The organism is Curtobacterium herbarum (genome assembly GCF_016907335.1).
Classification (GTDB): domain Bacteria; phylum Actinomycetota; class Actinomycetes; order Actinomycetales; family Microbacteriaceae; genus Curtobacterium; species Curtobacterium herbarum.
Genome location: NZ_JAFBBT010000001.1, coordinates 1,031,255 through 1,050,264 on the forward strand (window position 1 = coordinate 1,031,255; position 19,010 = coordinate 1,050,264).

The 19,010-nt window shown below is 74.4% G+C and carries 18 protein-coding genes; 13 read left to right on the plus strand and 5 right to left on the minus strand.

Annotation, left to right across the window (positions count from 1 at the left end):
• The first annotated feature begins 16 nt into the window (after window positions 1-16).
• The 4 genes from nadA to JOD51_RS05060 are packed head-to-tail and all read left to right on the plus strand — an operon-like array spanning window position 17 to window position 5,094.
• Window positions 17-1,351 (plus strand): quinolinate synthase NadA, encoded by a 1,335-nt coding sequence (gene nadA, locus JOD51_RS05045; RefSeq protein WP_204607302.1) that lies wholly within the window; start codon window positions 17-19, stop codon window positions 1,349-1,351.
• Between the two features lie 2 nt (window positions 1,352-1,353).
• Window positions 1,354-2,991, plus strand: a complete 1,638-nt coding sequence (gene nadB / locus JOD51_RS05050) for an L-aspartate oxidase (protein ID WP_204607303.1) — start codon at window positions 1,354-1,356, stop codon at window positions 2,989-2,991.
• Window positions 2,988-3,944: a carboxylating nicotinate-nucleotide diphosphorylase gene (nadC, locus tag JOD51_RS05055; protein ID WP_204607304.1), complete on the plus strand. Its 957-nt coding sequence runs from the start codon at window positions 2,988-2,990 to the stop codon at window positions 3,942-3,944. Before nadB ends, nadC begins: the two co-directional genes overlap by 4 nt.
• Window positions 3,945-3,954: 10 nt before the next feature.
• The gene (locus JOD51_RS05060; RefSeq protein ID WP_204607305.1) at window positions 3,955-5,094 is read left to right on the plus strand and encodes a cysteine desulfurase family protein; all 1,140 of its coding nucleotides are present in this window, start codon (window positions 3,955-3,957) and stop codon (window positions 5,092-5,094) included.
• A gap of 123 nt (window positions 5,095-5,217) precedes the next feature.
• On the opposite strand, the gene JOD51_RS05065 is transcribed toward JOD51_RS05060, so the two are convergent.
• Window positions 5,218-5,682 (minus strand): MSMEG_6728 family protein, encoded by a 465-nt coding sequence (locus JOD51_RS05065; RefSeq protein ID WP_204607306.1) that lies wholly within the window; start codon window positions 5,680-5,682, stop codon window positions 5,218-5,220.
• 106 nt (window positions 5,683-5,788) lie between these two features.
• On the opposite strand from JOD51_RS05065, the gene JOD51_RS05070 reads away from it, so the two are divergent.
• On the plus strand, window positions 5,789-6,385 hold the full coding sequence (locus JOD51_RS05070) for an NAD(P)H-dependent oxidoreductase (protein WP_204607307.1): 597 nt from the start codon (window positions 5,789-5,791) through the stop codon (window positions 6,383-6,385).
• Window positions 6,386-6,438: 53 nt separating this feature from the next.
• Here JOD51_RS05070 and aroQ read toward each other — a convergent pair whose 3' ends face one another.
• Complete coding sequence (aroQ, locus tag JOD51_RS05075; RefSeq protein WP_204607308.1) at window positions 6,439-6,873, minus strand: type II 3-dehydroquinate dehydratase; 435 nt, start codon at window positions 6,871-6,873, stop codon at window positions 6,439-6,441.
• A 169-nt stretch (window positions 6,874-7,042) separates the two neighbouring features.
• Between aroQ and JOD51_RS05080 the strand changes: the two genes are divergently transcribed.
• Window positions 7,043-7,639 (plus strand): DNA-3-methyladenine glycosylase I, encoded by a 597-nt coding sequence (locus tag JOD51_RS05080; protein ID WP_204607309.1) that lies wholly within the window; start codon window positions 7,043-7,045, stop codon window positions 7,637-7,639.
• A gap of 14 nt (window positions 7,640-7,653) precedes the next feature.
• Here JOD51_RS05080 and JOD51_RS05085 read toward each other — a convergent pair whose 3' ends face one another.
• Window positions 7,654-8,157 carry a GNAT family N-acetyltransferase gene (locus tag JOD51_RS05085; protein WP_204607310.1) on the minus strand — a complete coding sequence of 168 codons (504 nt, stop codon included), beginning with the start codon at window positions 8,155-8,157 and terminating at the stop codon, window positions 7,654-7,656.
• Between the two features lie 2 nt (window positions 8,158-8,159).
• Window positions 8,160-8,945, minus strand: a complete 786-nt coding sequence (locus JOD51_RS05090; RefSeq protein ID WP_204607311.1) for a LysR family transcriptional regulator substrate-binding protein — start codon at window positions 8,943-8,945, stop codon at window positions 8,160-8,162.
• 33 nt (window positions 8,946-8,978) lie between these two features.
• On the opposite strand from JOD51_RS05090, the gene JOD51_RS05095 reads away from it, so the two are divergent.
• From JOD51_RS05095 to JOD51_RS17505, 3 genes are read left to right on the plus strand one after another with little or no spacing between them, the layout of a single operon-like run.
• Window positions 8,979-9,356, plus strand: coding sequence for a DUF5997 family protein (locus tag JOD51_RS05095; protein WP_239539779.1), 378 nt, complete (start codon window positions 8,979-8,981; stop codon window positions 9,354-9,356).
• Window positions 9,357-9,364: 8 nt separating this feature from the next.
• Window positions 9,365-9,874: a hypothetical protein gene (locus tag JOD51_RS05100; protein WP_204607312.1), complete on the plus strand. Its 510-nt coding sequence runs from the start codon at window positions 9,365-9,367 to the stop codon at window positions 9,872-9,874.
• Between the two features lie 19 nt (window positions 9,875-9,893).
• Window positions 9,894-10,424, plus strand: a complete 531-nt coding sequence (locus tag JOD51_RS17505) for an Lrp/AsnC family transcriptional regulator (protein WP_110902582.1) — start codon at window positions 9,894-9,896, stop codon at window positions 10,422-10,424.
• A gap of 55 nt (window positions 10,425-10,479) precedes the next feature.
• Here the strand turns inward: JOD51_RS17505 and JOD51_RS05110 are convergent, their stop codons facing one another.
• A complete protein-coding gene (locus tag JOD51_RS05110) occupies window positions 10,480-10,911 on the minus strand; it encodes a GNAT family N-acetyltransferase (protein ID WP_204607313.1) in 432 nt (143 codons plus the stop codon).
• 107 nt (window positions 10,912-11,018) lie between these two features.
• Between JOD51_RS05110 and JOD51_RS05115 the strand changes: the two genes are divergently transcribed.
• The 4 genes from JOD51_RS05115 (at window position 11,019) to JOD51_RS05130 (ending at window position 18,967) form a co-directional block, all read left to right on the plus strand.
• Window positions 11,019-12,560, plus strand: a complete 1,542-nt coding sequence (locus JOD51_RS05115) for a hypothetical protein (protein WP_204611383.1) — start codon at window positions 11,019-11,021, stop codon at window positions 12,558-12,560.
• A gap of 87 nt (window positions 12,561-12,647) precedes the next feature.
• On the plus strand, window positions 12,648-14,654 hold the full coding sequence (locus JOD51_RS05120; RefSeq protein ID WP_204611385.1) for a hypothetical protein: 2,007 nt from the start codon (window positions 12,648-12,650) through the stop codon (window positions 14,652-14,654).
• Window positions 14,655-14,996: 342 nt separating this feature from the next.
• Window positions 14,997-16,361 carry an alpha/beta hydrolase gene (locus JOD51_RS17510; protein WP_204607314.1) on the plus strand — a complete coding sequence of 455 codons (1,365 nt, stop codon included), beginning with the start codon at window positions 14,997-14,999 and terminating at the stop codon, window positions 16,359-16,361.
• Window positions 16,358-18,967: a DUF2156 domain-containing protein gene (locus tag JOD51_RS05130; protein WP_204607315.1), complete on the plus strand. Its 2,610-nt coding sequence runs from the start codon at window positions 16,358-16,360 to the stop codon at window positions 18,965-18,967. Before JOD51_RS17510 ends, JOD51_RS05130 begins: the two co-directional genes overlap by 4 nt.
• Window positions 18,968-19,010 lie beyond the last annotated feature (43 nt).

A 19,010-nucleotide genomic window follows, 5' to 3' on the forward strand; every position in this document is an offset into this window, starting at 1 on the left:
CGAGACGGGAACCGCCGTGTCCATCGCGACCACCATCGAACTGATCTCCAACGGCCGGGCGGCCGGCACCACCTGCACGCCCGACCTCGCCGCGCCGACCTGGGACTTCGACAGCGTCCCCGGCTACGGCCCCGGTTCGTCGATGTCCGACGTCATCCCGACCTCGTCCCCGCGCCAGGGCGTGATCCCGGACGAGTACCGGAACGCCCCCGACGACGAACTGCACGAGCGCATCGAGCGGGCGAAGGCGACGCTGGGGGACCGCGTGGTCGTCCTGGGGCACTTCTACCAGCGGGACGAGGTCGTCCGGCACGCGGACTTCCTCGGCGACTCGTTCCAGCTCGCGAACGCGGCGCTGACGAAGCCCGACGCCGAGGCGATCGTCTTCTGCGGCGTGCACTTCATGGCCGAGACGGCGGACATCCTGGCGCGCGACGACCAGCGGGTGATCCTGCCGAACCTGGCCGCCGGCTGCTCGATGGCGGACATGGCCGACATCGACAGCGTCGAGGCTGCCTGGGCCGAGCTCACCGCGCTGTACGGCACCGAGCCCGACGCAGACGGCCGGGTGCCGGTGATCCCCGTCACGTACATGAACTCCGCCGCCGACCTCAAGGCGTTCTGCGGGCGGAACGGCGGCATCGTCTGCACGTCCTCGAACGCCGCGACCGTGCTCGAGTGGGCGTTCGAGCGGGGGCAGCGCGTGCTGTTCTTCCCGGACCAGCACCTGGGCCGGAACACCGCGAAGGCGATGGGCATCAGCACGGACCGGATGCCGATGTGGAACCCGCGGCTGGCCGGCGGCGGCAACACCGCGGCCGAGCTGCTCGAGGCGCAGGTCGTCCTGTGGCACGGCTTCTGCTCGGTGCACCGCCGCTTCACGGTGGACCAGATCGAACAGGCCCGTCGGGAGCACCCGGGCGTCACGGTCATCGTGCACCCGGAGTGCCCGATGGCCGTCGTGGACGCGGCCGACGTCGCCGGCAGCACGGACCTGATCCGGAAGACGGTCGCCGCCGCCACCGAGCCGACGACGTTCGCGATCGGCACCGAGATCAACATGGTGAACCGCCTGGCCGCCGAGTACCCGCAGCACACGATCTTCTGCCTGGACCCGGTCGTCTGCCCGTGCTCGACGATGTACCGGATCCACCCGGGCTACCTGGCCTGGGTGCTCGAAGCGCTCGTCCGCGGTGAGGTCCTCAACGAGATCGTGGTGCCCGCTGCGGTGCAGGTCGACGCGAAGGTCGCCCTCGAGCGGATGCTCGCCGCCAGGCCCCGCCCCCTCGCCGGCCAGCGCGACCCGGGCCCCGCCGCGACGACGGCCACGACCACCGACGTCCGGGCCTGACGATGCACGTCGTCGTCGTCGGGTCGGGCATCGCCGGCCTCACCGCCGCCATCCGCGCCAGCGCGCTGCACGACGTGACCCTCGTCACGAAGAGCGCGCTCGCCGACGGCGCCACCGCGTGGGCCCAGGGCGGCATCGCGGTGGCGCTCGGCGCGGACGACTCCGCCGCCCTGCACGAGCACGACACGCACCTCGCCGCCGCGGGCAGTGCCGATGCCCGCGCCGTCGACGTCCTCTGCACCGACGGCCCGGCCCGGGTCCGCGACCTGCTCGCACTCGGCGTGCCGTTCGACCGCAGCACCGACCCGGCGACCCTCGACCGGTACGGCGACGACCTGGCCCGCGGACGCGAGGCCGCACACGCCCGCTGGCGGGTCCTGCACGCCGACGGCGACGCGACCGGGGCCGCCGTGGAGCGGACCCTCGTCGCCGCCCTGCACCGCCGACACGTCACGATCCTCGAACGGACCTGCCTCACCGACCTCGTGGTCCGCGACGGTCAGGTCGTCGGCATCGACGTCGTCGACCTGCTCGGCGAACCCCGGCGGCTCGACGCGGACGCCGTGTTGATCGCCTCCGGGGGCGCCGGGCACCTGTACCGCGAGACGACGAACCCGCTCGTCGCGACCGGGGACGGCACCGCGGCCGCGTGGCGTGCCGGCGCCGTCGTCGCCGACCTGGAGTTCGTCCAGTTCCACCCGACCCGACTCGCGGTGCCGGACGGCGGGCTGGTCTCCGAGGCCGTCCGCGGCGAGGGCGCCGTCCTCCGCGACGCGACCGGGCACCGCTTCATGACGGACGTCCACCCGGACGCCGAGCTCGCCCCGCGGGACGTCGTGGCGCGCGGCATCGCGGCGGCCGTGCGGGCACAGGACGGCCGACCGGTCCTCCTCGACGCGACCGGACTCGACCCCGCCTTCCTCATCGGCCGGTTCCCGGGACTCACGCGCGCCACCCGGGCGGCCGGCCTCGACTGGACCCGCGAGGGCGTCCCCGTCGCCCCGGCCGCGCACTACGCGATGGGCGGGATCGCGACCGACACGGAGGGCCGCACGAGCCTCCCGGGTCTCCTGGCGGTCGGCGAGGCTGCCTGCACCGGCGTGCACGGCGCCAACCGACTGGCGTCGAACTCGTTGCTCGAGGGGCTCGTCTTCGCGGTCCGTGCGGCCGACGCGCTCGGCGGCCCGCGACCGGGCCGGCTCCGTCTGCGCGGCGACGCGACGCTCGTCCCGCGGGTCGTCCCGGCCGTCGTCGCATCCGTCGACGACCGGACGGGAGGCCCGACCCACCTCGGCCGGACCGCCCCGGTCCGGCAGACCCTGCAGTCCGTCATGACCGACCGCGTCGGCCTGCTCCGCGACGCGACCGGGCTCGCCGGGGCCCGCGCTGCCCTGGCCGGACTGTCCGCGCCGGCACCGACCACCGTGCGGGACGCCGAGGACCGCGCCCTGCTCGACCTCGCCCGGCTCACCGCCCTCGCGGCCGAGGCGCGCACGGAGTCCCGCGGTGCCCACGCCCGCACCGACCACCCGGACACCGACCCGTCCGCACCCGCGACGACCGCCTGGGTCACCGCGACGCCCGCGCCGGCCGCCGACGCACCCCTCCGCACGTCCGCCCGACAGGGAGCACTCGCATGACCAGCACGACCAGCACGACCGGCACGACCGGCACGACCGGCACGACCAGCACGACCAGCACGACCGTCGCACCGCCCGTGGCGGTCCTCGACCCGGGCACGATCCCGCCGCACGCACTCCGCCGGGTGATCGAGACCGCCCTCGAGGAGGACGCACCCTGGGGTGACGTCACGAGCGAGACGCTGATCCCCGCCTCGGCCACCGCGACCGCGACCCTGGCGGCCCGTGAACCCGGCGTGCTCGCCGGCGGCGAGGTCTTCGTCGCGGTGATGCACGCCGTCGACCCGGGCCTCGTCGTCGCGCTCGCACTCCGCGACGGTGCGCCCTTCGCTGCCGGGGACGTCATCGCGAGCGTCACCGGGTCGGCACGCTCGGTGCTCCGGGCCGAGCGGGTCGCGCTGAACCTGGTGCAGCGGATGTCCGGCATCGCCACCCTGACGGCGCGGTACGTCGACGCCACGGTCGGCACCGGCGCCCGGATCGTCGACACCCGGAAGACCACGCCCGGTCTCCGCGCACTCGAACGGCACGCGGTCCGCTGCGGTGGTGGCCACAACCACCGCACGTCACTGTCCGACGCGGTGCTCGCCAAGGACAACCACCTGGCCGTGCTGCTCGCCGAGGGGGTCGGCATCGGGGACGCCATCCGTGCCGCCCGGACCCGACTCGGCCACACCGTGCACCTCGAGGTGGAGGTCGACCGGATCGACCAGATCGAACCCGTCGTCAGCGCCGGCGTCGACACGATCATGCTCGACAACTTCACCGTGCCGATGCTCCGGGACGGCGTCGCCCTCGTGGCCGGCCGGGCACTCGTCGAGGCCTCGGGCGGGGTGTCCCTCGACACGGTCGCCGCGATCGCCGCCACCGGGGTGGACATCGTCTCGGTCGGTGCCCTGACCCACTCGGCACGGGCGCTCGACCTCGGGCTCGACGTCGACGTCACCGCCTGAGGCGCGAGGCGTGTTCTACCTCGACCGCGCGGCCACGACGCCGGTCCGCCGCGAGGTCCTCGAGGCGATGTGGCCCTACCTGATCGGGACGTTCGGCAACCCGTCGTCGACCCACGAGATCGGGGACGCGGCCGCACGGGGTCTCGCCGCCGCCCGGACCGTCGTCGCCGGCGCACTCGGCTGCCGCCCGGGCGAGGTCGTCTTCACGAGCGGCGGCACCGAGGGGGCGAACACCGCGGTGAAGGGCATCGCCCTCGCCGCACCCCGCGGTCGCCACGTCGTCACGAGCGCGATCGAGCACGAGGCCGTCCTCGAGAGCTGCCGGTACCTCGAACGGTTCCACGGCTTCGACGTGACGGAGCTGCCGGTCGAACCGGACGGCACCGTCGCGCCGGACACCCTGCGCGCCGCGCTCCGCCCCGACACCACGCTCGTCTCGATCGCGCACGCCGACAACGAGATCGGCACGGTCCAGGACATCGCGCGGCTCGCCGCGATCGCCCACGAGGTCGGGGCACGCTTCCACACCGACGCCGTGCAGTCCGCACCCTGGCTGCCCGTCGGCCTCGACGTCCTGGGGGTCGACGCGGTGTCGGTCTCCGGGCACAAGCTCGGCGCCACGAAGGGGACCGGCGCGCTCGCCGTCCGTGCCGGGGTCCCGCTCGAACCGCTCGTGCACGGCGGCGGGCAGGAACGTGGACGACGCTCGGGCACCGAGGACGTCGCCGGAGCGGTCGGCCTCGCCGCCGCCTGGCGGAGCGTCCTCCTCGAGCGGGAGGCCGCGGCAGCACACGCGACCGCCGTCCGGGACCTCGTTGTCGCCGGGGTGCTCGACCGGGTGCCGGGCGCCCGGCTCACCGGTTCGGCCGAGGACCGCCTACCCGGGCACGCCTCCTTCTGCTTCCCGGGCGTCCACGGCGAGACGGTGCTGCTCGAGCTGGAACGACGGGACGTCGTGTCCTCCTCCGGCAGCGCCTGCGCCGCCGGCAGCACCGAGGCCTCGCACGTGCTGCTGGCGCTGGGCCTCCCGGACGACCTCGCCCGCTCGGCCGTCCGACTGACCTTCGACGCGACCCTCACGACGGCGGACGCGACGGTCGTCGTGGAGGCCGTGGTCACCGCCGTCACGGCGGTCCGGTCGCTCGCCTGACGCGGTGTACCAGACGTTCTGCCGGGTCGTCCCGGAACGACCGGGCCCGCCGCGGCCTCCCGGGCCATCGACCCCTGAACGATGCGTCCCGTTCCCCCTGGGGCGGGGTGGGCTCGGTCTCGCTCAGGTGGTCGTGCGGTGCTCGACCGTCCCGGGCCACCGGTAGTCGAGGTCGTCGGGGACGTCGGGGAACAGCGGCCGGTAGTGCTCCGGGGCCTTCTGCACGAGCTTCGAGCGGTGCGACAGGTGCACCCGCTCGTCGGTGTTCCACGAGGGCACCTCGAAGTCGCCGCGCTCGTAGGCCGCCAGGTCCTCGGGCACGAGGGCCAGGTCGGCCAGGGTCTTCTCGAGGCAGGTGTCCGCGTGCCCACGCTCGAGCCACACCCGGCACGTCGCCTCCTGGTAGGCCATCAGCGCCGGCCGGAAGCCCCGCCACATCGCCGTCACCGGGTGGTGCTGCCAGCCGTAGTCCGGCAAGATCAGCGCCCGCATCACCTGCAGGGTCTCGACCCGCTGCTTGCCGAGGCGCTTGTCGTCGAGGACCTCGGCAGAGGCGCGGAAGTCGGCGAAAGGCAGGAAGGTCTGCATCTGCTGGACGGTACGCCCGCGGGCCGGGGAACGCCCCGCGTCGGCGGGCCGACACATGTCGTCACATCGCGGACCGGCGCGTGCGGGGCGTGTGAGCATCGTCCGCATGAGCAGTTCCCTCGTCGTCGGCGTCAGCGGCAGCCCGTCCGACCCGTCCCGCACCTCGACCCTCGTCACCGCGACCGTCGACCGGCTCGCCGCCGAGCTGCCGGACGCCGAGACCGTGGTCGTCGAGATCGGCCCGCTGCTGGCCGACCTCGGTGCCGCCGTCGACCGCGAGCACATGTCCGACACCACCCGTGCGGCGCTCGAAGCGGTCGAAGCCGCCGACGTCCTGGTCGTCGGCAGCCCGGCCTTCCGGGCCGCGTACTCCGGGGCGTTCAAGCTCTTCTTCGACTGGATCGGCCAGTACGACCTGGTCGACACCCCGGTGCTGCTCACCGCGACCGGGGGCAGCGACCGGCACGCGCTGCTCGTCGAGCACCAGATGCGGCCGCTGTTCGGGTTCTTCCAGTCGACGACGCTGCCGCTGGCGGTGTTCGGCAACGAGCGGGACTTCGACAAGCGCGTCGGCGGCTACGACATCGCGAGCGTCGACCTCGAGCTGCGGATCGACCAGGCCGTCCGTCGGGCGATGCCGATCATCCGCGGCGGGTTCGTGGCGGCGGGCGTCGACGAGGTGCGGCGGCCGGCGGAGTTCTGACGGGCCTCCCGGCTGGCTGGCGCCGGTCCGGTCCGGTCAGCCGGTCAGGAGGGTCAGCCGCGCAGGAGCGTGGCGACGTGCGCGACCGCCAGGCGGTACCCGTCCGCACCCGCGCCGGCGATGACCGCGGTGGCCGCCGTGGCGACGTGGTCGACGTGCCGGAACGGCTCGCGCTTCCACGTGTTCGACAGGTGCACCTCGACGACGGGGACGCTCAGCGCCTCGACCGCGTCGTGCAGCGCGACCGAGGTGTGCGCGTAGGCGGCGGGGTTGATGACGACGGCGTCGTGGTCGTCGAGCGCCTCGTGCAGCCAGTCGACCAGCTCGCCCTCGCGGTTGGTCTGGCGGAAGTCGACCTCGTGCCCGTGCTCGGCGGCCTCGGCGCGGACGATGCCCTCGAGGTCGGCGAGCGTGACGGTTCCGTACTGCGCCGGGTCCCGGCGGCCGAGGATGTCCAGGTTCGGGCCGTTGAGGACGAGGATGCGCATACCCGGAGCCTACCGAGCGCCCCGGGTGCGCGGCTCCCTGCGACGTCGAGGGCGTTCCGGCCCAGACCCCTCGCAAAACGCAACCCCGGCGGCGTCCCGCAAGGGCACACCGCTGCGAGGAAGCGCCGGGGTTGCGTGTTGCGGAGGAGGGCGGCGGCAGGATGGGGGGATGACCGACGACCTGGTGACCGGTGCGGACGGGCTCGCCCGCCCGCTCTGGGCATCGACCGACCCGATGCTCCGCGCGTACTACGACACCGAGTGGGGGATGCCGGTCCGCGACGAACGGGGCGTGTTCGAGCGGCTCTCGCTCGAGGCGTTCCAGTCCGGGCTGTCGTGGCGGACCATCCTGGCGAAGCGTCCGGCGTTCCGGGCCGCCTTCGCCGACTTCGACCCGGACGTCGTCGCGGACTTCGGGGACGACGACGTCGCTCGGCTGCTCGGCGACGCGGGCATCGTGCGCAACCGCGCGAAGATCGCCGCGACGATCACCAACGCGAACGCGACCGTCGCACTCCGGGCGGACGGGGGACTGGCCGACTTCGTGTGGTCCTTCCAGCCGGCCGACACGCCCCGGCCCCGGACCGCCGCCGAGGTGCCGACGACCAGCCCGGAGTCGACCGCGCTGTCGAAGGCGCTGCGGAAGCGCGGCTTCGCCTTCGTCGGGCCGACCACGATGCACGCCCTGATGGAGGCGCTGGGCATCGTCGACACGCACCTGCTCGGCAGCCACCGACGGGCGACCTCGGGCATCTGGCCGGACTGAGGTCCGGTCGACGATCAGGTGAGCGGGAGCCGCATCTGCAACGAGGCGACCTCGTACCCGAGCTCCTCGTACAGGTGGCGCGCGCCGGTGTTGTAGCCGAAGACGTTGAGCCCGATGCTCGTCGCACCGGCGTCCCGCGCGATGACGTGGGCGAGCTCGAGCCCCCGCCGCGCGTGGCCCTGCCGTCGGTGTGCCGCGTCGACCTCGATCTCGAAGACCCACCACTCGGTGCTGCCCGCCGTGAACGGGCCCACCCAGAGCTGCCCCACCACGGTGTCGTCGTCGAGCGTCAGCTCCCACACGTGGTGACCCGCTGCCGGCGAGCCGCCCGGGAACCACTTGTCGAGCGACTGCCGCTTGTTCGCCTCGGCGGCCTCGCGGCTCTCACCGCTCCGCATCCGCGAGGCGACGTAGTCCGCCATCGCGCGGTCCAACCAGCCCGGCATCCGCTCTCCGGGCATCGGCACGAGGCGCACGCCGCTGCCGCGTGGCGTCGTGTCGGGCGCTGTCTGGTCCATCGTCAGCGGTTGCCCTTCGAGCCGCGCTTCGGCTTGCCGGACATGCCACGCGGGGTGCGGCCGCGACCGGTGGAGTTCTTGCCGCCGCCGCTCTTCGCGCCGGTGCCCTTCGTGGCGCTCCGCTTGGCGACGGTCTTCGCGTTCGCCGCCGTGGCCTTGCCACCCGGTGCCTTGCCGGACGCCTTCTGTCGTGCGCCGTCCTGCTCGTCCGGATCTGCGCCTGTTGGCTGGTCCTGCTGCCGAGAGCTGTTCGCGGTGCGCCCACGGACGACGCCGATGAACTCCTCGGTGAGCTCCGAGGCGTCCTCGTCACGCCAGACGAGCGCGACGCGGGTACCTGGGGAGCCGGCGAGCGGCCGGGAGACCAGGGACTTCCGGCTCTCGGCGCGGAACAGGGACTGGGGGAGGACGACGACGCCGACGTTGGCCTCGACGAGGTCGAGTGCTGCCGCGACGTCCGACGGGACGGGCCCGGCGTCGAGGACGGTGACGCCGGCGAGGTCCGCCTCGGTGACCTCCTCGAGCTCGGCGAGGGGGGAGTCCTTCGGCGCGGCGACGACGGCCGTCTCGGTCCACAGCGGGATCGCGTGCGGCTGCTCGCCGTCGGCCCGTTCGGGGACCGGCATCCGGGCGAAGACCATGTCGGCGTCACCCTCGATGACGTCGAGGACGTCGTCCGCGGTGACCGGCATGAGGACCAGGTCGACGTCCGGTCGGCGCTGACGCCAGACCCGTACCCACTTGGCGGGGGAGACCCCGGGTACGAAGGCGATGGAGAGCGCGGTCATGCACCCGAGCATAGGGGCCGTACTCTGGTCACCATGGCCCAGGAACAGACCATGAAGCCCGAGACCGCTGCCAAGAAGCTCGGCATCCTCCTCTCGGCGACGCCCGAGTCGTTCCGTGCGGGCCCGATCGCTCGCACGACGTTCGACGAACTGCAGAGCGAACCGCCGACGTGGCTGCAGGACCTCCGTCGTGACGGTCCGCACCCCCGCCCGGTCGTCGCCGCGCGCCTCGGGGTGTCGATCTCCGGACTCGTCCGCGCCGGCGTGGACGACGTCCTCACCACGGAGCAGATCAAGGAGCTGCTGCAGGAGATGCCCGCGTGGCTCGTGCAGGAGCGGTCGACCCAGGCCGCGGTCCGCACCGAGAACGTGCGCGTGAAGCAGGAGCGCGCCGCCCGCACCGAGGGCTGACCCCACCCGTGCACGGGACCGTCGCCGACGCCATGCTCGTCGTGCCGCAGTTCGCCTCGGTGTGCTGCATCGTCGGCGACCGGTACCGCCCGCGTCCCGGCGTGATCGTCCCTGCGGCCGTGATGCTCGTCGCCATGCTCATGCCGGTCGTGCAGGCCGGTCCGTCGTGGACGATCCTGGCCGCGGCGCTGCTGCTGTTCCTCGCGCCGATGCCCGTGATGCGCCGGCGTCGGCAGGACGGGCGACGCGCCGAACCGATGGACGTGCACCGCGCGCTGTCCGCCGTGGTGATGGCGGGCATGCTCCTGATGGGGCACGCGTCCGAACTCGCGGGCAGTGGCGTGCACGCGCACGCCCTGGTCCTGACCGCCGTGCTCGGTGCCGGGGTCATCGGCTACTGCGCCTTCAGCGGGTGGCTGCTCCGCTACGAGTGGGCCCGGGAGGACCGACGCGCGGTCCGGAGCGGCGAGGTCTTCGCGATGACCGTCGCCGTGATCGGGATGACCCTGGCGATGTGACCGGCGTTACGGTGGTGCCGTGTCCGACCGCATCGTCCGCCGCCCCGACGCACCACCGCCGCGCCTCGACGAGGTCGACGAGCGGATCCTCTGGGTCCTCGCGTCCGATGCCCGGATCCCGAACAACCGGCTGGCGGCCGCCGTCGGCATCGCCCCGTCGACCTGCCTGGTGCGGGTCCGGGCGCTCGAGGACGCCGGCATCATCACCGGCTACCGGGCCGAGGTCGACATCGCGCGTCTCGGGTTCTCGATCGAGGCGATGGTCTCCGTCCGGGTGCACGCCGCCGCACGGCACGAGTTGCGGGAGTTCGCGAAACGCCTGCTCCGGGTGCCGGTGGTGCTCGACGTGTCGTTCCTGGCCGGCGACAAGGACTTCCTCGTGCACATCGCGTGCACGTCGACCGAGCAGCTGCGGGACTTCGTCGCCGACGAGCTGAGCGGGGACCCGTCGGTCGCGACGACGCAGACGTCGATCGTGTTCGAACGGCTGGTCGCGGACCGGGAGCACCAGGCCCGGTCGTACGGCGAACTGCGCCGCTGGCAGGCCTGACCGCCGCCGCCGCCGCCGCCGCAGCCGCCGCCGCCGCCGCCGCTACAGCCGACCGTCAGCGGGTCCGGACCATCGGGGTGTGCGGGATGGCGTCCTCGAGGAAGTCCTCACCCGAGCGCACGAAGCCGAACTGCGCGTACCACTCGGCGAGGTGCGCCTGCGCGTTGATGCTGATCTTCTCCGAGCGGCTCTCGGCGATCGCGGCCTGCATCAGCGCGGCGCCCAGGCCCTTCCCACGGGCGTGCGCCGCCGTCGCGACCCGGCCGATCCGCTCGGTGCCGTCGGGCTCGCGGAGCAGGCGCAGCGTCGCGTCGACCGAACCGCTGCCGGCCCAGAACTGCACGGTGCCGGGCTCCAGGTCGCGGCCGTCGATGTCGTCGTAGGCGCAGTCCTGCTCGACCACGAACACGTCCTGTCGCAGGCGGAGGATCTCGTGCAGCGTGACGACGTCGAGGTTGCGGGTCGGGGCGCTGAAGGTCGAGGGCACGTCGTTTCCTGACTTTTCCTTGGGAATGGGTTCCGCACGATGCCCGTCGAGGCGTACCGTGCCGGTCAACCACTCTACGTGCGCAGCCGAGATCAGGAGGTGAGCGCATGGACGCATCGATGCGTGCACCCCTGAACGCGGTCATCCGCTGGGCTCTCATGGCCTCCGGGATCGCGGTGGCACTGGTGCTGCTCTCGCTCGCCTTCGGTGCCCGTCCCGCTGCGGCGGCCGGCGGACTCGGTCTGGGTGGGTCGCCCACGAGCGGTTCACCGACGACCTCGTCGCAGCGCTCGGACGGCCTGCTGGGCGGCGTCGTGTCCGGCGTCGGCGGCACGGTCGAAGGTGTCGGACGGGCCGTCGAGCGCGTCGTCGCTCCGGTCCGGCCGGCGCCGGTCCCGGCCCGGCCGGCACCAGCACCCGTACCGGCACCCCCGGTACCAGCACCAGCGCCCGTACCGGCACCCCCGGCTCCGGCAGCGCCCGCTCCGGCAGCCCCGGCTCCCGCGGCAGCACCGGCCCCCTCGGCACCCGCTCCCGCAGCCCCCGCACCGGCAGCGCCCGCCCAGGCCGCTCCCGCCGCCGCAGACCCCGTCTCCGCCGACACGCACACCAGCCCCGCCGCCGCCCCGGCCCCCGCGCCGGCCTCGGCCGGCCAGCCGACGCACCCCGCCGCCACACCGGGGAACGCACCCGCACCGCAGGCAGCCACGCCGACGACCCGCCCGGGCACCTCGCTCGTCGGCGGTGTCGTGTCGGCCGTGAGCGGCGCCTCCCGTCCCGTCACCGACACCGTCGCGACCGTCCTCGACCCCGTAACCGGGGCCGTGCAGGACGTCGCGGAGGACCGTCCGGTGACCGCGATCGTGGCCGTCGTCGACCGGGTGGTCGGGAGCCTCCCGGTCGTCGACGGACTGCTCGGCGACGGCACCCTCGGCACCGTCACGGCGCCCGTCACGGGCACCGTCGACGACGCGCTGGGTGCGGTCGGCGTCGTCGTCGGTGCCGTGCCGGGCGTCGTGTCCGAGGTGCCCGACGTCGTCGGCGACCTGCCCGACGTCGGTGGCGGCCTCCTGCCGGGAGGCTCCCTCCCCGTCGTCGACGTCCCCTCGGTCCCCGTCGTGGTCGCCCCCGGTACCGGTGGCGCGGTCGTGCCGAGCAGCTCCGTGCCGAGTACCTCCGGGCCGGGCGTCTCCGGACCCGTCGGATATTGGCCGATCGAGCCCGCGTCTGCTGGCACCGCGCCTGCCGTCACGACCACGGACGTGTCGACCGCCCTCGCCGTGCGCGCTGTGGCTCCGGGTGAGCCGGCCGCCTGGACCGCCCCGTCCGTCGTCCGCGCGAGCACCTCGGCGATCGTCGCCGGCCCGCTCGCCGCCGCGACGCCCTCGACCCCCCTCGCCGCCGCGACCTTCGGCGGCCAGGCCCTCGTCCTCCCGGAGGGTGGCGTGCCGGTGCACGCACCCTTCGAGGGTGCCACCGGCGGCACCGCAGGCGGAACCGCCGCGGGCAGCTCGGGCGGCGCGACCCCGATCGGCACTGTCGGTGCCGACGCACAGACCTCCCCCCTCGCCGCGGGTCACCGCGGCCCGGTCACCGACGAGGCCCTCCCGGCATCGCTCGTCGGCGACCACGACGTCGCTCCCGATTGAGATCGGCGCACCTGCCCGCCACGGCAGGACGCGCCACCGACCGCACCATCGCGGTCGACCAACCATCTCGATCAGGAGTGAACGACCATGAACAAGAACGTCACCCGAGGGCTCTTCTTCGCCCTCTGCGTGGGCGGGCTGACGCTCGGTGGAGCCGTCGCGGCGAACGCGGCGACGACCACCGGAGCGGACGGCATCGCCTCCGGGACCCAGATCGCGCCGATCGTCGACGCGCCGGTCTCCGTCACGAACAACGCCTTCGGCATCGTCGGCGACGCGGTCTCGACCGTCACGAGCCCGGCGGCTGCGCCGGCTCCCGCCGTCCCTGCTGCACCTGCACCTGCTCCAGCTCCGGCGGCGCCGACGACCAGCGGCGCTGACGCCGTTGCCTCCGGCACGCAGGCAGTGCCGGAGGTCACGGCTCCCGTGACCGCCACCGGCAACGCCGTCGGCGTGCTCGGCGACGCCACCGCGACGGCACCGGCCGCTCCGGCTCCGGCACCGGCTGCTCCGGCACCCGCAGCACCCGCTCCGGCCCCGGTGTCGGCTGCACCTGCACCTGCACCGGCCCCGGCACCTGCTCCGTCGACCACCGGCGAGGACGGCGTCCTCTCCGGCACCCAGGTCGCAGGCGACGTCGACCTGCCGGTGACCGTCGGCGGCAACGCCGTCGCCGTCGCCGGTGACGCAGCCAGCACCGGCTCGAGCACCGCTGCTCCGGCATCCGCTGCTCCGGCACCGGCCGCTCCGGCAGCTGCGCCGGCATCCACCTCGGGTGACGACGGACTGCTGTCCGGCACGCAGGTCCTGCCGGACGTCTCGGTCCCGGTCACGGTGTCGGGCAACGGCATCGGTGTCCTCGGGGACGGGTCCGCGACCGCGGGGCCGTCGGCTCCCGGCGCTCCGTCCAGCTCCGGCTCGACGGGAGGCTCGTCCTCCCCGACGACGTCGGGTTCCGACGGTCTCATCTCGGGTACCCAGCTGCTCGGCACCGTCTCCGTCCCGGTCACGGTGACCGGGAACGGCATCGGCGTCCTCGGCGAGGGCACGAGTACCGGTGGCTTGAGCACCGGTGGCTCGACCACCGGCACGGGGACCGGGTCCGGCACGACGCCGGTCTCGGGTGGGACGACCTCGGGGGAGGACGGTGTCGCCTCCGGCACGCAGGTCTCGCCCGTCGTGTCGATCCCGGTCACGATCGGCGGGAACGGGATCGGGGTCCTCGGCGAGGGCACGAGCACCGGCGGCTCGACCACCGGCTCCGGCACGGGGACCAGCACCACAACGGTCTCCGGCGGCAGCACCTCCGGCTCGGACGGCATCGGGTCGGGAACGCAGGTCCTCCCGGTGCTCGACCTCCCCGTCACGATCGGCGGGAACGGCATCGGCATCGTCGGTGACGGCACGAGCACCGGTGGTTCGAACTCCGGCACCGGCACTGGTACCGGCACGACCACCGTCGGCGGCGGCACCACCTCGGGTGCGGGCGGCATCGGCTCCGGGACGCAGATCATCCCGGTGATCACCCTCCCGGTCACGATCGGTGGGAACGGCATCGGCGTCATCGGCAGCGGTTCCAGCAGCACCCCGGGGACGACTGACCCGGGCACGACCGACCCGGGGACGACTGACCCGGGCACGACCGATCCGGGGACGACTGACCCGGGCACGACCGATCCGGGGACGACTGACCCGGGCACGACCGATCCGGGGACGACCGATCCCGGCACCACTGACCCGGGCACCACGAACCCGGGGACGACCGACCCCGGCACCGGTGGCACGCCCGTGACGGGTACGACCCCGGCCACCCCGGTGGCCACCGCCCCGAGCACGACCGTCCCGGCCGGGCTGGTCACCCCGGCCGCACCGGTCACCACCCGCACCGCGGCCACCACGGTCGACACCGCGGCGACGGGCACCGGAGTCAGCACGACACGCACGGCAGCGGGCACTGCCGGCACCGCCGGCACCGCCGGCACCAACGGCACGCTCGCCTACACCGGAGCGGACCGTCCGGTCCTGCCGGCCCTCGCGGCACTGCTGCTGCTCCTGGCCGGTCTCGGGACGATGACCCTGCGGCGCCGCCACTGACACCGACCCGCTGCACGGGCGCGGAGCACCGGGACCTCCACGGTGCTCCGCACCCGCGTGCCCGGAGGAGCCGCCGCGGACGAGCCCGCCCGCCCGCGCGAGCCGCGCCCGCACGAGCCCGCCCGCGCGAGCCCCGCCCGCACGAACCGGCCCGCCCGAGCTGGCCCGCCTGAGCCCGCCCGCACGAGCCCGCCCAGCCCGGCCGCCCCGAGTCGACACGTCGTGATCGCGACCCCTCCTACACGACTGCTGTGGGCCTCCTGAGCGACCGTCACCACTTGCTGAGCACAGCGGCAGCCGACCAGTGGCTGTGCGTCAGCTGGACGGCAGCACGATGAACCCGTGCCATCAGAACTGCTCCACCTCCCGATCGTCGTCCCGGCCGTGCTCGTGCCGGTGGACGTCGTCGCCCTCGTCCTCGTCCTCCTGACCGTCTTCGCACCGCGCGGTCGGTCGAAGGACGCTGCCGCGCCGCGACGACGCTGGAACCGGGGCCTGCCGGCGGTGCTGGTGCGGATCGCGGCGATGGCGGTGGGTTCCGGCATCGGCCTGGTCGCCGTGTGGTGGTTCGGCGACGTCCAGGACCTCTTCGGCGTGTCCTTCACGCCGGTGACCCGCATGTGGGTCGCGTTCCTCGGGGCCGCGGTCCTGCTGTTCCTGGTCGTCCTCGTGCAGGGCGGCAACGGCCGGCGGATCGTCGGGCTCGGAGCCGCACTGGCCGTCGCCCTGACCGCGGGCCTCGGCATCAACGTCGACTTCGGCGCGTACCGGACCATCGGCGAGGCCGTCACGCCGAACCCCTACCCGATGGGCAGCCTCGGCCACGAGCACGCGGCCCGACCAGCCGCCCGTGTCGTCGACGCGGCGACCTGGACCGCACCGAAGGGGATGCCCAGGCACGGCCGGACCGTGTCGGTCCGGATCCCGGCGACGGTCTCGCACTTCCACGCCCGGCCCGCCGTCGTCTGGCTGCCGCCGGCGGCGCAGGTCGCGGACCCGCCGACCCTGCCGGTCCTCGTCGCGCTCTCGGGGCAGCCCGGGCAGCCGGCCGACATGTTCCAGACCGGCCGGCTCGGGGCCTTGCTCGACCACTACGCCGCCGCGCACCACGGCATCGCGCCGATCGTCGTCTCGCCCGACCAGCTCGGCGCACCGGGCCACAACCCGATGTGCGTCGACAGCCGCCGCCTCGGACGGAGTGCGACCTACGTGATGACGGACACGGTCCGCTGGATCCACCAGCACCTCGACGTGGCCTCGGGGAGCGCCGCCTGGGGCATCGGTGGCTTCTCGCAGGGGGCGACCTGCGCCATGCAGTTCTCGAGCGCGTACCCGGAGGTGTTCGGCACGACCCTCGCGATCTCCAGCGAGCTGGCCCCGGCGAACGGCGACCTCCAGCACACCATCGAGGTCGGGTTCGCCGGCTCCCGCAAGGCCTACGTCCGGGCCACCCCGGAGGCGCTGCTCGCCGCCCACACGCCCTACCACGACCACCTCACCGTGTTCGGGTACGGCGAGGACGACGCCCCGTACAAGGCGTCGACGCTCGCGCTCCGTGCTGCTGCTGACCGCGCCGGGATCACGACGCGCCTGATCGTCTCGCCCGGTTCCGCCCACGACTGGAACACCGTCCGGTACGTCCTCGGCCGCGGCCTCCCGGCCGTGATCGCGCACCTCGGCCTGCCCGTGGACGGGGTCCGACGATGACCGGCCCGGACGAGCGCGCGACCGCTCCGGGCACGCCGACGAGCGGTCCGGGCAAGCCCACGAGCGCTCCGGACAAGCCGACGACCGCTCCGGACAAGCCCACGACGACCCCCGACGCAGCCCGCCCCGCCACGACCGGGACCGCGACCGGCGCCGGCCACGCGGCCACCGCACGCGTCCTGCGGGACGTGGGGCGGGCCTCCCGGACGTTCCGGCGCGCCGTCACCCGCCAGCCGGTGACCGCCGTCCTCCTCCTGCTGGTGCTCGTCGCGTCGGTCACCGCCGCGGTCCTGCGGTTCGCCGACGGCCGGCCGGTGCCGGACGCCCTCGTGCCCTTCCGCGTGTTCGCCGTCACCACCGGCGTCCTGGCGCTGATCCTGACGCTCGCCGGGGTCGTCGTGCTGGTCGGTGCCGCCGAGCGGCTGATGGGGTCGCGCCGGACCGTCTCCGCGTTCCTGGCGACGAGCGTCGTCGGCGCGGCGGCCGCAGCGGTCGTCGGGGTCATCGACCCGGACGGCCGGCGCGGTGCCGCCCTGCTCTCCGGCGCCGAGGGACTCGACCCGTGGACGGCGATCCTCGGCACGATCACGACGGCGAGTGCCTTCGCCGGACCGCTCTGGCGTCGTCGGATCCGGGTGAACGCGGTGGCGGTCGTCCTGGCGCTCTTCCTCTACGCCGGGCACACCGCCGACCTGTCCGCCGTCGTCGCGACGGCCGCAGGCTGGGGGCTCGGCGAGGTGTTCCGCCGCACCCCGAAGCGCACCGGCTGGACCCGCAGCTCGCACCGCGAGACACGGGTGCTGCTCGGCACGGTGGTCCTGGTGTCGGCGGTCGGACCGGTGATCGCCCTCGTCTCCCGCGCCCGGGTCGGTCTGCTCGCGCCGATCGCCGCGGTCGTCGGGATGGGGCCGGCCGACCAGCCGTCGGTCTGTCGCGCCGGCGGGGTCGCGGGGGAGTGCCTGCACCGCCTGCTGACCTACCGTGCGACGGACCCGTGGTCCCTGCTGCTCGCGATCGCCCCGCTGCTCGTGCTCGTCGTCGGTGCGGTCGGGCTGTTCCGTGGCAGCCGGTTCGCGGTGTGGCTCGTCGTGGTCGTCGACACCGTCACGGGCATCGCCGCCGCCGTCACGTACACCGACGTGCCCGGTCGGGTCGAGCAGCTCCGCGGGTCCGAGGACGACGTCGTCGTGGTGCTCTCGATCGCCGCGTCGATCGCGGTACCGCTCGTCACCGCGCTTGTCCTCGTCCTGCTGCGGCGGTCGTTCACGGTCGCCGTCGCCCGCAGTCGTGTCCTCGCGTTCGCGGTGACCGTCCTGGCCGCCGCCGCGGTCCTGGCGACGCTCGTGTTCGTCGTCGCCGACGCCGCGCCGGTGCGGGTGCACGACCCGCTCGGCCTGGTCGTGGCCGTGCTCGGACCGCTCTCGCCGGTCGTGCACCACCGCGACCTGCCGATCCGGGACCCCGGCCTCAGGACGGTGCTGAGCCTCGTCGGCCCGCTGCTCTGGGCCGTCGTCGCCGTCGCCGCGATCCGGCCCGCCGGTGCGGCACCCGGTGTGGCCGACGCCGACGCCGACGTCTCCGCCGCGGACCGCGACCGTGCCCGGGCGCTGCTCGTCGCCGGCGGTGGCGACACGTTCGGCTGGATGGCGACGTGGCCGGGCAGCGCGCACTGGTTCAGCGCCGACGGCCGCGCCGGCGTCGCCTACCGCCGCACCGGTACCGTCGCGGTGGCGCTCGGCCCGTTCGGCTGGCCGGACGCCCGGGTGTCGGCCCTCACCGAGTTCGCCCGACACTGCGACGACAACGGCTGGACCGCGGTCTTCCACGGCATCGACACGACGAGCGCAGCGGCCCTCACCCGACTCGGCTGGCGCACCCTGCCGGTCGCCGAGGACGCGTCGTTCGACCCGCGGGACTGGACCACGAGCGGCAGTCGGAAGCAGGACGTCCGCACCGCCGTCAACAAGGCACGCCGCTCGGGCTTCACCGCCACCTGGTCGTCGTGGCAGGAACTGCCCGTGGCGACCACCCGGCAGATCGAGGCGATCTCCGAGGAGTGGGTCGCCGACCGCGAGCTCCCCGAGATGGGCTTCACGCTCGGCAGCCTGGACGAGATGCGCGACCCCGCCGTCCGGACCCTGGTCGCCCAGGACGCCGAGGGCACCGTCCTCGGCGTCACCAGCTGGCTGCCCTCCCACCGCGAGGGCCGCGTGGTCGGCTGGACACTCGACGTGATGCGGCGTCGGGCGGACGCCCCGAACGGCGTGATGGAGTTCCTGGTCGCCTCCGCCGCCGAGGTGATGCGGGAACAGGGCGCGGAACGGCTCGGCCTCTCCGCCGCGCCGCTCGCCCGCACGCCCGGCACCGGGTCGACCGGGGACGGTGTCGAGACGCTGCTCGAACTGGTCGGCGGGGTCCTCGAGCCGGTCTACGGGTTCCGGTCGCTGCTCCGGTTCAAGCGGAAGTTCGGCCCGGAACTCGAGCCGCTCGTCCTGGCCTACCCGGACCCGGTGGCGCTGCCCGCGATCGGTGTCGCGGTGGTGCGCGCCTACCTGCCCGACCTGTCGCTCCGGCAGGCGCTCGCGCTGGTCCGCGGGCGCGGCTGAGCGGTCCCGCGGGCGGCGGTGCCGCCGTGGTGTGGGCGGTGGC